This window comes from Rubrivivax albus, assembly GCF_004016515.1.
GTDB lineage: Bacteria > Pseudomonadota > Gammaproteobacteria > Burkholderiales > Burkholderiaceae_C > Rubrivivax > Rubrivivax albus.
In genome coordinates this window covers 1,328,137-1,339,087 of the sequence record NZ_SACT01000001.1, presented here as the reverse complement: position 1 = coordinate 1,339,087, position 10,951 = coordinate 1,328,137, and the positions used below count along the sequence as shown (strand labels likewise).

Genomic DNA, 10,951 nt, shown 5'->3' with positions numbered 1-10,951 from the left:
AGGGGCAAAAAAACCGTGCTTTGCGACTGAAAGCAGGCGATTTTGAGGGGTTGACTTTCAGGATACGGAAAAATGCGGCTACAGCCGCTGAACAGGTTCGGACGCTGGGGAGTATTTCAGCAGCCTGCTAAGCACATAATTGCTCACAGCCAAACTATCAGGTCAAGTCTGCTTTTATTATTTTTAAGCGTGCATAATAAGCCCTACACAAATTGGGAGATATATCATGAAAGGCTGGCTTTTTCTTGTTATCGCAATAGTTGGCGAAGTAATCGCAACATCCGCATTAAAATCTAGCGAGGGCTTTACTAAGCTTGCCCCTTCCGCCGTTGTCATAATCGGTTATGGCATCGCATTTTATTTTCTTTCTCTGGTTCTGAAATCCATCCCTGTCGGTGTTGCTTATGCAGTCTGGTCGGGACTCGGCGTCGTCATAATTACAGCCATTGCCTGGTTGCTTCATGGGCAAAAGCTTGATGCGTGGGGCTTTGTAGGTATGGGGCTCATAATTGCTGCCTTTTTGCTCGCCCGATCCCCATCGTGGAAGTCGCTGCGGAGGCCGACGCCATGGTGACGGTGTTCGGCATTCTGAATCTCACCGAGGACTCCTTCTTCGATGAGAGCCGGCGGCTAGACCCCGCCGGCGCTGTCACCGCGGCGATCGAAATGCTGCGAGTCGGATCAGACGTCGTGGATGTCGGACCGGCCGCCAGCCATCCGGACGCGAGGCCTGTATCGCCGGCCGATGAGATCAGACGTATTGCGCCGCTCTTAGACGCCCTGTCCGATCAGATGCACCGTGTTTCAATCGACAGCTTCCAACCGGAAACCCAGCGCTATGCGCTCAAGCGCGGCGTGGGCTACCTGAACGATATCCAAGGATTTCCTGACCCTGCGCTCTATCCCGATATTGCTGAGGCGGACTGCAGGCTGGTGGTTATGCACTCAGCGCAGCGGGATGGCATCGCCACCCGCACCGGTCACCTTCGACCCGAAGACGCGCTCGACGAGATTGTGCGGTTCTTCGAGGCGCGGGTTTCCGCCTTGCGACGGAGCGGGGTCGCTGCCGACCGGCTCATCCTCGATCCGGGGATGGGATTTTTCTTGAGCCCCGCACCGGAAACATCGCTGCACGTGCTGTCGAACCTTCAAAAGCTGAAGTCGGCGTTGGGGCTTCCGCTATTGGTCTCGGTGTCGCGGAAATCCTTCTTGGGCGCCACCGTTGGCCTTCCTGTAAAGGATCTGGGTCCAGCGAGCCTTGCGGCGGAACTTCACGCGATCGGCAATGGCGCTGACTACGTCCGCACCCACGCGCCTGGAGATCTGCGAAGCGCAATCACCTTCTCGGAAACCCTCGCGAAATTTCGCAGTCGCGACGCCAGAGACCGAGGGTTAGATCATGCCTAGCATTCACCTTCCGGCCGCCCGCTAGCGGACCCTGGTCAGGTTCCGCGAAGGTGGGCGCAGACATGCTGGGCTCGTCAGGATCAAACTGCACTATGAGGCGGCGGTTCATACCGCGCCAGGGGAGCGAATGGACAGCGAGGAGCCTCCGAACGTTCGGGTCGCCTGCTCGGGTGATATCGACGAGGTTGTGCGGCTGATGCACGACGCTGCGGCGTGGATGTCCGCCAAGGGAACGCCCGCCTGGGACGTCGCGCGGATCGACCGGACATTCGCGGAGACCTTCGTCCTGAGATCCGAGCTCCTAGTCGCGAGTTGCAGCGACGGCATCGTCGGCTGTTGCACCTTGTCGGCCGAGGATCCCGAGTTCTGGCCCGACGCCCTCAAGGGGGAGGCCGCATATCTGCACAAGCTCGCGGTGCGACGGACACATGCGGGCCGGGGTGTCAGCTCCGCGCTGATCGAGGCTTGCCGCCATGCCGCGCGAACGCAGGGGTGCGCCAAGCTGCGGCTCGACTGCCACCCGAACCTGCGTGGCCTATACGAGCGGCTCGGATTCACCCACGTCGACACTTTCAATCCCGGCTGGGATCCAACCTTCATCGCAGAACGCCTAGAACTCGAAATCTAACGTCCGTTCGGGCATCGAGGTCCATGTCGGGGTGGGACGGGCCCGTGGCTTCAAGATCACTTGCAGTCCGACCGCGATGTCTTGGTTGCGCGAGAGGTTGTCGACAGACACGCGCCCGAACCTGCGCCGCGAGATGGAGGATAGGAAGCGCCGCTTCGACCTGCGCGAGGACGTCTATCCGTTCATCAAGGACAAGCTGCGCTTCGCCAGCGGCATCTTTGGCGGAATCCACGTCTTCACTGGCTCGGCCGACGTGCCGGACGATTGGCAACTGCGCCTTGTGGTGCTCGCTCCCGAGGCCACCTTCTCGCGCTCGGCGCAAGCTGCGGCGATCGACGCAGCTACCGCGATATTGAAGACCCGAGGCGACCAGCCGCGGCAGAAGCAGAACCGGCTGATCTTCCTGGCTCCCGACTCCGACTCGATGTCGCGGCTCAAAGACCAAGTCACTTCGGTGCTGGCCTGGAAGTCCATCGTCGACGACGTGAAGGAGGGGCGCCTCAACCTCGACGTCCACCAAAGTAAACTCGCAGGCCACAGCCACGACCAAACGTCGGAGGCCTTGAGCCGCATGATGCGCGAGACCTACAAGTGGCTCTTGGCGCCGTTGCAGGAGGCCAAGCCGGGCAAAGGCATCGGCGAGCTGCAATGGGACCACTTCCAGATCAATCCGGCCGCGGTCAACCGCATCGAAGAGATCGAGAAGGTTCTGCGCGAGCACGAGCTTCTCATCACAGAGTGGGCTCCCATCCACCTGGCGAAGATGCTGCAAGCGTGGTTCTGGAAGGAAGGCCAGCCTGCCGTGTCGGCAGTCGATGCTTGGCAGAAGACCTGCTGCTACCTCTATCTGCCCCGGCTCAAAGATGACCACGTTCTGCGCAACACCATAGGAGCGGGCGTCTCGTCGCGCGACTTCTTCGGCGTCGCCTATGGCGAGGAAGATGGCCGCTATCAAGGCTTCCACTTCGGAGAGCAGACGACGGTGATTTTCGATGACGCTCTGTTGCTCGTCGAACCTTCGTCGGCATCTCAGTTTGCGGATCTGTTGGCGAAGGAAAAGGCGGAGCGCGAGGCCAAGGCGAAAGGCGATGCTGGCGGCCAGGGCGGCGGAGCCGGAGGCGGAGCAGGCTTGGGCGGCGATGGCAGCGGCGGGGCCGGGGCCGGAGGCGGTAGCGGTGGAGGAGCAGCAGGCGGGGGCGGCAACCCGCCCAAGACGCCCGCGGCGAAGAAGACAGTGTTCTTCGGCCAGGTCGAGCTCGATCCGGTCAAGGCCAAGCTCCAGTTTTCAGATGTCGCCGAAGAGGTACTCATGCTCTTCACCTCCAAGCCTGGCGTGAAGGTCAAGGTCAGCCTGGAAATTCAGGCGGAGGCGCCGGCGGGTTTCGACGAGTCGACCCAGCGAGCGGCCCGCGAAAACTGTAATCAGCTCAAATTCAAAAATCACGGCTTCGAGGACTGATGGCCCTCATAGGCCGGAAGCTCGCCTACCCGTTCAATTGGTACGGCGCCAAAACCCCGATTTTTCGCCACCCCCTTCCTGCCGTACCACGACGAAAAAGTCAGGAGGTTCTGAGACGAAACTGGGTTTGAGACGGGTTTCGGGCGAATTTTCCTGAAGCGCAGTCAGGAGCCCATAGCAAAAAGCCCCGCGTGGTGCGGGGCTCTGAGCGCCTTCAAACTTGGCTGAGCAAGTTAGCAGGACTTGTTTTGGCGGAAAGGGAGGGATTCGAACCCTCGGTACTGCATACACAGTACGCCGGATTTCGAATCCGGTGCATTCGACCACTCTGCCACCTTTCCTGCGTGTGGTCTCGCGCGAAGCGAAGCCGAGGATTGTAGCTCAGCCGGTGAACTGGACCGTCAGGCCGCTCAGGTGGTCATCGTCCAGCCGCGTCGTCCAGGTCTCGCCCACCGCCACGGGCCAGGCGTCGGTCAGTGTCCCGGTGGTCACGCACTCGCCAGCCCGTACACGCACGCCCGGTGTCTGGTCGGCCATCGCCGTCAGCCAGGTCCTGAGCGCGCTGAGCGGTCCGTCGAGCACGTTGGCGCCCTGCCCACGATCGCGCTCGACGCCGTCACGGGTCAGCACCACGCCCAGTGCCGCCAACTTTGCTGCCGGCCGGGTGAAGGCCTGCAACGGCACGCGGGGCCCGACGATCAGGCGGCCGTGCAGGCCGAAGTCGGCCACCGGTGCCGCCGGGCCATCGAAGCGCCAGCCGACATGCGTGTGCACGATCTCGATGCCGTGGGCGACCCAGTCGATGCAGGCCGCGAGTTCGCCCTCGTCCATGCCCGGTTGCGGGTCGCGCTGGAAGCCGAACACGATCTCGGGCTCCAGCCGCGGCTCGACCAGGCCGGCCAGCGACACCTCGCCCACCGTGCCCTCCAGCAGCGTCAGCGTGTCGTCCCACACCCGACCCCAGATCGGCTGGTGCACACCGTAGCGGGGCCAGATGCCACGGTTGGTGAAGCCGATCTTCCAGCCGCGTGGCGTGCGTCCATCGGCCCGCAGGCGCTGCTCCGACAGCGCCGAAACCTTCCAGGCCGTGGCCAGGTCCAGATCAGCCGGCAGCACCAGCGGCCGGCCCTGCGCGCGCGCAGCGAGCAGCGCCTCGGCCATCGCCGCCGGGCTCACGGGCGCAGCACCTCGGCGCCACCGAGCCAGGGCCGCAGCGCCGCCGGCACGGCGATGCTGCCGTCTGGCTGCTGGTGGTTCTCCAGCACCGCCACCAGCGCCCGGCCCACGGCCAGGCCCGAGCCGTTGAGCGTGTGCACGTACTCGGGCTTGCCGGCGGCGTTGCGGTAGCGCGCCATCATGCGCCGCGCCTGGAACGGCCCGCAGTCGCTGCAACTGCTGATTTCGCGGTACGTGCCCTGTGCCGGCAGCCAGACCTCCAGGTCGTAGGTCTTGGTGGCGCCGAAGCCCATGTCACCGCTGCACAGCAGCACCACGCGGTAGGGCAGCTCCAGCGCCTGCAGGATGGCCTCCGCATGGCCCACCATCTGTTCCAGCGCCGCCGCGCTGTCTTCGGGCTTCGTGACCTGGACCATCTCGACCTTGTCGAACTGGTGCTGGCGGATCATGCCGCGCGTGTCGCGCCCGGCGCTGCCGGCCTCGCTGCGGAAGCAGGGGCTGTGCGCCGTCAGCTTCACCGGCAGCTGTGCGGCGTCCAGGATCTGCTCGCGCACGGTGTTGGTCAGGCTGATCTCGCTGGTGCTGATCAGGTACTGCTCGGCCTGTGCCTCGTCACCGCCACGCAGCACCCAGAACATGTCCTCCTTGAACTTGGGCAGCTGGCCCGTGCCTTCGAGGATCTCGCGGTTGACGATGTAGGGCGTATAGCACTCGGTGTAGCCGTGCTGCTGGGTCTGCGTGTCCAGCATGAACTGCGCGAGCGCCCGGTGCAGCCGCGCGGCCGGGCCACGCAGGAAGCTGAAGCGCGCCCCGGCGAGCTTCACGCCGGTGTCGAAGTCCAGGCCCAGTGGCGCGCCCAGGTCCACGTGGTCCTTGACCGAGAAATCGAAGCTGCGCGGCGCGCCCCAGCGGCGCACCTCGACGTTGCCGTTCTCGTCGGCGCCATCGGGCACGTCGGCCTGCGGCAGGTTGGGCAGCTGCATCAGCATCTGCTGCAGCTCGTCCTGAATCTGCGCCAGGCGATCGGCGCCGGCCTTCATCTCGTCGCCAATGCCGCCCACCTCGGCCATCAGAGCCGACGCGTCCTCACCCTTGCCCTTGGCGACGCCGATCTGCTTGCTCAGGCTGTTGCGGCGCGCCTGCAACTGCTCGGTGGCAGTCTGGATCTGCTTGCGCTCGGCCTCCAGGGCCTGGAAGCGCGGCACGTCGAGGAAAGGCTGCGGCTGCTTGCGGCGGCTGAGCTGGGTGACGACGGCATCGAGGTCGCGGCGCAGCAGGGTGATGTCGAGCATGGGAATCTCCGTGTTGGGGCAGTCTGGGCCCCGCGGGTCGGGCCGGCGGGGCCGCGGGGCAGGCGGCAGGACGTCACGGCGGGCCGGGTGGGCCCGCCGGGTCAAGATCGGCTGGAGGCCCCGGCCGACGTGTCGGCGGCGGCAAGCGCGGCGGCTTCGGCCATGCTGCGGTCGCCCAGCCCGCGCGGCAGCGGGAAGTGCACGGTCTCGGTCACGCCGTCCATCTTGCGCACCGCGGTGGCCCCCAACTCGCGCAGGCGCAGGATCACCTGCTGCACCAGCACGTCGGGCGCCGAGGCGCCGGCGGTCAGGCCCACGCGCTGGCGGCCCTCGAACCACTGGGGCTGCAGGTCGGCCGCGGCGTCGATCATGTAGGCCGGCGTGCCCAGGCGCTGGGCCAGCTCGCGCAGGCGGTTGCTGTTGCTGCTGGTGGGGCTGCCGACGACGATGACCACGTCCACCGCCGGCGCCAGCAGCTTGACCGCGTCCTGCCGGTTCTGGGTGGCGTAGCAGATGTCCTGCTTCTTGGGTTCGCGCACGTGCGGAAACGTTGCCTTCACCGCGGCCAGGATCTCGGCGGCGTCGTCGACGCTGAGCGTGGTCTGGGTCACGACGGCGAGCTTGTCGCCGCGCGGATGCACGCGGGCCACGTCGGCCACGTCCTCGACGAGGTAGATGCCGTCGCTGAGCTGGCCCATGGTGCCCTCGACCTCGGGATGCCCCTTGTGGCCGATCATCAGGAACTCGTAGCCTTCCTTGGCCAGCTTGGCCACCTCGACGTGCACCTTGGTGACGAGCGGGCAGGTGGCGTCGAAGACCTGGAAACCGCGCCGCGCCGCCTCAGCGCGCACCGCCTTGGGCACACCGTGGGCGCTGAAGACCAGTGTGGCGCCTGGCGGCACGTCGGCCAGGTCCTCGATGAAGATCGCACCCTTGGCCTTCAGGTCGGCCACCACGTAGGTGTTGTGCACGATCTCGTGGCGCACGTAGATCGGCGCGCCGAAGCGCTGCAGCGCACGTTCGACGATCTCGATGGCACGGTCGACGCCGGCGCAGAAGCCGCGCGGCTCGGCCAGCAGCACCTCCTGCAGGGTGTCGGGCTGGGTCATTGGCGTACCTTCGCCCCTGACGGGCTCCGGAGTGAGCGCTTGGGAGCGGCCCGGCGCACTCACAGCACCCCCAGCAGCTGCACCTCGAAGCGCACGGGCTGGCCGGCGAGCGGGTGGTTGAAGTCGAACAGCAGCGAGTCTTCCCCCACCTCGCGCACGACGCCGGCGTAGGCGCCCTGGCCATCGGGCGTGGGGAACTGCACCACGTCGCCGACGTGGTACTCGGCGTCGGGATCGCCCAGTTCGCGCAGCAGGGCCCGCTTCACGCGCTGCAGCAACTCGGGGTTGCGGTCGCCGAAGGCGGCGCCGGGCGCCAGTTCGAAGCGCTCGTGCGCGCCCTCGGCCAGGCCGACGAGCAGCGACTCGATGGCCGGGGCCAGTTGCCCGCTGCCCAGCGACAGCGTGGCCGGCTTGTCGGCGAAGGTGGAGACCACGTCGGCGCCATCGGGCCCGCTGAGGCGGTAATGCAGGGTCAGGAACGACCCGGGCTGCACGGTGTTCACGAGGGGTATTCGGCGCGGCGGGGCGCACGGATAGACTGGGCCGTCATTCTACGAAACCCGCCCTGACCCCATGGGACCCAAGCAGCTGCCCGCCGACCAGCGCCCGCGCGAGAAGCTGCTCGCGCGCGGTGCCGGCGCGCTGGCCGACACCGAGTTGCTGGCGCTGCTACTGCGAACAGGGCTGGCGGGCCGCGACGTGTTCGGGCTGGCGCAGGACGTGCTGGACCACTGCGGCGGCTTTGCCGGCCTGCTGCAGCACGACCCGGCCGGCCTGCACGACGTCAAGGGCCTGGGCCCGGCCAAGGTGGCGGAGCTGGCAGCCGTGGCCGAGATCGCGCGCCGGGCACTGGCCCAGCAGATGGCGCAACGCCCGGTGTTCGACGCGCCGCAGAAGGTCAAGGACTACCTGGCGCTGCAACTGGCCGGCCGGCCGCAGGAGGTCTTCGCGGTGCTCTTCCTCGACGGCCAGCACCGCCTGATCCTGTGGCGCGAACTGTTCCAGGGCACGCTCACGCAGACCAGCGTGTATCCGCGCGAGGTGGTCAAGGCAGCACTGGCCCACAACGCCGCGGCCGTCATCCTGGCCCACAACCACCCGTCTGGTGTGGCTGAGCCGTCGCGCGCCGACGAGTACCTGACAGCGACCCTCAAGAGCGCACTGGCCCTGGTGGACGTGCGCGTGCTCGACCACATCGTCGTCGGCCGCGGGCAGACCGTGTCGCTGGCGGAAAGGGGCCTGCTGTGAAGGCCGGTTCGCTGCAGGAACTGGGCGCCCTGCGTGAGGCGCTGCGCCGCCGTCAGGCCGAGGATCGCGCCGCGGCCGAACGCGAACGCGCCCGGCGCGAGGCCGAAGCCGCGCAGCGCGAGGCCTTCGCCCGCGCCGTCGGCCCAGTGCACGCCCTGCCCGACCGGGGCCGCGCACTGGTCTCGCCACCGCGCCCGGCGCCGGAACCGCTGCAGCGTCAGGCCGACGAGCGCGCTGCCCTGCAGCAGGCCCTGTCCGACGAGGTCGACGTCGAGTCGCTGCTGCTCACCGACGACGGGCTGAGCTTCCGCCGGCCCGGCGTGGTGCCAGACGTGGTGGCGAGGCTGCGCCGCGGCCAGTGGTCCATCCAGGGCCAGATCGACCTGCATGGCCACACACGCGAGGAAGCGCGCGAGGCGCTGGCCGCCTTCGTGCGCGAGAGCCACCAGCAGGGCCGACGCTGCCTGCGCGTGGTACACGGCAAGGGACATGGCTCCCCGGGCAAGCGCCCGGTGCTCAAGGCCAAGGTGCAGCGCTGGCTGGCGCAATGCACCGAGGTGGTGGCCTTCACCCAGGCCAGCGGTCACGAAGGCGGCGCGGGTGCCCTGATCGTGCTGCTGGATCGACGGCGTTGACCGCTGGCGTGAGGACGCCGGCGGTCAGTCCGGCCGGTTGCGCATCCAGTCGGCCGTGCCCATGAAGGCCTGGGTCAGGCGCTGCGCCAGGGCATCGTCGACACCCTCCTCCTCCATCGCGCGGATCATGCAGGCCATCCACTGGTCGCGCTCGGCGCTGCCGATCGGGTACGGCAGGTGTCGTGCACGCAGCCGTGGGTGGCCGAAGCGCTGCTGGTACAGGTCGGGCCCGCCCAGCCAGCCGCTGAGGAACCAGTGCAGCTTGTCGCGCGAGCCCGAGAGGTCCTGCGGGTGCAGCGCGCGCAGGGGGGCCAGCACCGGTTCCAGGTCCATCAGGTCGTAGAAGCGGTCCACCAGGCGGCGCACGCCGGCATCGCCCCCGAGCAGGGCGTACGGGGTCGCGGCCTCGCTCACCGGCCGGCCAGCATGCGGGTGGCCGTCTGCACGAGACCCAGCGCTGCTGCGCAACCTGGCAGGTGCTCCAGCAGCAGTTCGCGCCGCAGCACGCTTTCGCGAACCGCCGGGTCGGACGGCACCTCGCCCAGCAACTGCAGGTGGACGGGCCCGTCCAGCGTGGGGTTCACGTAGCGGTCCACCACCTGCTGCAGTTGCTGGCGCACGGTGCGCCCGTCGCCGAGCCGCCGCGCCTGGTTGACCACCACCTGCAGTTCACGCCGACCCTGCGTGGTCGCCAGCACCTTGATCGTCGCGTAGGCGTCGGTCAGCGAGGTCGGCTCGGGCGTGGCGACGACGATCACGTCGTCGGCCAGCGACACGGTGTACAGCACCACGTCTGAGATGCCCGCGCCAGTGTCCAGCAGCACGTGGTCGTAGCGCGGTGCCACCTGCTCGATGACCTTCTGCAACTGCTCGCGCACCTCAGGGGTCATGCGCGAGTACTCGACCATGCCCGAGCCGGCCAGCAACACCGAGAAGCCGCCGGGCGCGGGCAGGATCGCGTCGTCTAGCTTCGCGTTGCCGCTGAAGACGTCGTGCAGCGTGATCTTCGGGAACAGATTCAGCACCACGTCCAGGTTGGCCAGGCCGAGGTCGGCGTCGAGCACCAGCACACGCCGGCCCTGACGGGCCAGCGCCGCCGCCAGGTTGGCCGCGACGAAGGTCTTTCCGACACCGCCCTTGCCGCTGGTGACGGCCGTGATGCGTGATGCGCGCGCGTTCATTCGAAGTCCAGGAACTGCGAGGTCTCGAAGAGCATGCGACGCTCCTCGCTGCTGACCAGCGAGACGGCGGTAGGCTCCAGGCAGACGAGGTTGCGGCCGCGCCCCTTGGCGCGGTAGAGCTGCTGATCGGCACGCTCGAGCCACAGGTGGGCACTGGAGCGTACCCACTGCGGCGCAAACGCGCCCCCGATGCTGACCGTGGCGCTGATCCGCTCGCCGGGCGCCACCTGGATCGGAAGCGCCTCCACACGACGGCGGATGCGCTCGGCCACGGCCTCGCCGAAGGCCGGCGCACAGTTGGGCAGCACGATGGCGTATTCCTCGCCGCCGGTGCGCGCCACCAGGTCCATGGGACGGACGCATTCGTTGAGGACGCCGGCCACGGCGCGGATGACCCCGTCGCCCGCACCATGGCCCCAGGTGTCGTTGACGCGCTTGAAGTGGTCGATGTCCAGCACCAGCAGCAGTGCAGGTTCGCCGCTGCGCGCGACGCGGTCGATCTCGCGTGCCAGGGCCAGCTCGAAGCTGCGCCGGTTGGCCAGGCCCGTCAGCGGATCACGGCTGGACAGGTCCACCAGCGCGTCCACCAGCGCCTGCAGGTACGGCACGCTGCCCACGGGTGCCGTCGGCTCCGCGACGCCGGCCTGCATCAGCAGCTTGCGTGCGTTGTCCAGCCGCAGTTCCGTCGATGAGCTCGAGCAGTCCACGAAGGCGTCGGGTTGTAACAGTGGGCGCAGTCTATCAGTGCGCTGTCAGCTGCCCGGTCAGAGATGAGGGCCATGCAGGGGCCTGATCGAGCGATCGATGTCGGCGGCA

Annotated in this window: 13 protein-coding genes and 1 tRNA gene; 6 read left to right on the top strand and 8 right to left on the bottom strand. The window is 67.4% G+C overall.

Annotation, left to right across the window (positions count from 1 at the left end; genetic code table 11):
- The first annotated feature begins 226 nt into the window (after nt 1-226).
- The 4 genes from ENE75_RS06200 to ENE75_RS06180 all read left to right on the top strand — a co-directional run bounded on the left by ENE75_RS06200 (nt 227) and on the right by ENE75_RS06180 (nt 3,494).
- Entirely contained in the window at nt 227-574 is a 348-nt protein-coding gene (locus ENE75_RS06200; RefSeq protein ID WP_000679427.1) for a quaternary ammonium compound efflux SMR transporter QacE delta 1, read from the top strand.
- Entirely contained in the window at nt 568-1,407 is an 840-nt protein-coding gene (sul1, locus tag ENE75_RS06195) for a sulfonamide-resistant dihydropteroate synthase Sul1 (RefSeq protein ID WP_000259031.1), read from the top strand. Before ENE75_RS06200 ends, sul1 begins: the two co-directional genes overlap by 7 nt.
- Nucleotides 1,408-1,534: 127 nt before the next feature.
- Nucleotides 1,535-2,035: a GNAT family N-acetyltransferase gene (locus ENE75_RS06185; RefSeq protein ID WP_000376623.1), complete on the top strand. Its 501-nt coding sequence runs from the start codon at nt 1,535-1,537 to the stop codon at nt 2,033-2,035.
- Nucleotides 2,036-2,111: 76 nt separating this feature from the next.
- The gene (locus ENE75_RS06180) at nt 2,112-3,494 is read left to right on the top strand and encodes a hypothetical protein (protein WP_233258937.1); all 1,383 of its coding nucleotides are present in this window, start codon (nt 2,112-2,114) and stop codon (nt 3,492-3,494) included.
- Between the two features lie 249 nt (nt 3,495-3,743).
- On the opposite strand, the gene ENE75_RS06175 is transcribed toward ENE75_RS06180, so the two are convergent.
- The 5 genes from ENE75_RS06175 to ENE75_RS06155 all read right to left on the bottom strand — a co-directional run bounded on the left by ENE75_RS06175 (nt 3,744) and on the right by ENE75_RS06155 (nt 7,574).
- Nucleotides 3,744-3,835, bottom strand: a tRNA-Ser gene (locus ENE75_RS06175).
- 40 nt (nt 3,836-3,875) lie between these two features.
- The gene (locus ENE75_RS06170; RefSeq protein ID WP_233258936.1) at nt 3,876-4,670 is read right to left on the bottom strand and encodes a 2-keto-4-pentenoate hydratase; all 795 of its coding nucleotides are present in this window, start codon (nt 4,668-4,670) and stop codon (nt 3,876-3,878) included.
- On the bottom strand, nt 4,667-5,962 hold the full coding sequence (serS, locus tag ENE75_RS06165; RefSeq protein ID WP_128196639.1) for a serine--tRNA ligase: 1,296 nt from the start codon (nt 5,960-5,962) through the stop codon (nt 4,667-4,669). The genes ENE75_RS06170 and serS overlap by 4 nt, the downstream gene beginning before the upstream one ends.
- Nucleotides 5,963-6,063: 101 nt before the next feature.
- Complete coding sequence (ispH, locus tag ENE75_RS06160; protein WP_128196637.1) at nt 6,064-7,071, bottom strand: 4-hydroxy-3-methylbut-2-enyl diphosphate reductase; 1,008 nt, start codon at nt 7,069-7,071, stop codon at nt 6,064-6,066.
- Between the two features lie 59 nt (nt 7,072-7,130).
- A complete protein-coding gene (locus ENE75_RS06155) occupies nt 7,131-7,574 on the bottom strand; it encodes an FKBP-type peptidyl-prolyl cis-trans isomerase (RefSeq protein WP_128196635.1) in 444 nt (147 codons plus the stop codon).
- A 70-nt stretch (nt 7,575-7,644) separates the two neighbouring features.
- Here ENE75_RS06155 and radC point away from each other — a divergent pair, with 70 nt between their 5' ends.
- The gene (gene radC / locus ENE75_RS06150) at nt 7,645-8,319 is read left to right on the top strand and encodes a RadC family protein (RefSeq protein ID WP_128196633.1); all 675 of its coding nucleotides are present in this window, start codon (nt 7,645-7,647) and stop codon (nt 8,317-8,319) included.
- Nucleotides 8,316-8,954, top strand: coding sequence for a Smr/MutS family protein (locus tag ENE75_RS06145; protein WP_128196630.1), 639 nt, complete (start codon nt 8,316-8,318; stop codon nt 8,952-8,954). Before radC ends, ENE75_RS06145 begins: the two co-directional genes overlap by 4 nt.
- Before the next feature lie 24 nt (nt 8,955-8,978).
- Here the strand turns inward: ENE75_RS06145 and ENE75_RS06140 are convergent, their stop codons facing one another.
- The 3 genes from ENE75_RS06140 to ENE75_RS06130 are packed head-to-tail and all read right to left on the bottom strand — an operon-like array spanning nt 8,979 to nt 10,842.
- A complete protein-coding gene (locus ENE75_RS06140; protein WP_128196628.1) occupies nt 8,979-9,368 on the bottom strand; it encodes a group II truncated hemoglobin in 390 nt (129 codons plus the stop codon).
- Nucleotides 9,365-10,135 carry a MinD/ParA family protein gene (locus ENE75_RS06135; RefSeq protein WP_128196626.1) on the bottom strand — a complete coding sequence of 257 codons (771 nt, stop codon included), beginning with the start codon at nt 10,133-10,135 and terminating at the stop codon, nt 9,365-9,367. The genes ENE75_RS06140 and ENE75_RS06135 overlap by 4 nt, the downstream gene beginning before the upstream one ends.
- Complete coding sequence (locus tag ENE75_RS06130) at nt 10,132-10,842, bottom strand: GGDEF domain-containing protein (protein ID WP_375138464.1); 711 nt, start codon at nt 10,840-10,842, stop codon at nt 10,132-10,134. Before ENE75_RS06130 ends, ENE75_RS06135 begins: the two co-directional genes overlap by 4 nt.
- Nucleotides 10,843-10,951: the final 109 nt, after the last annotated feature.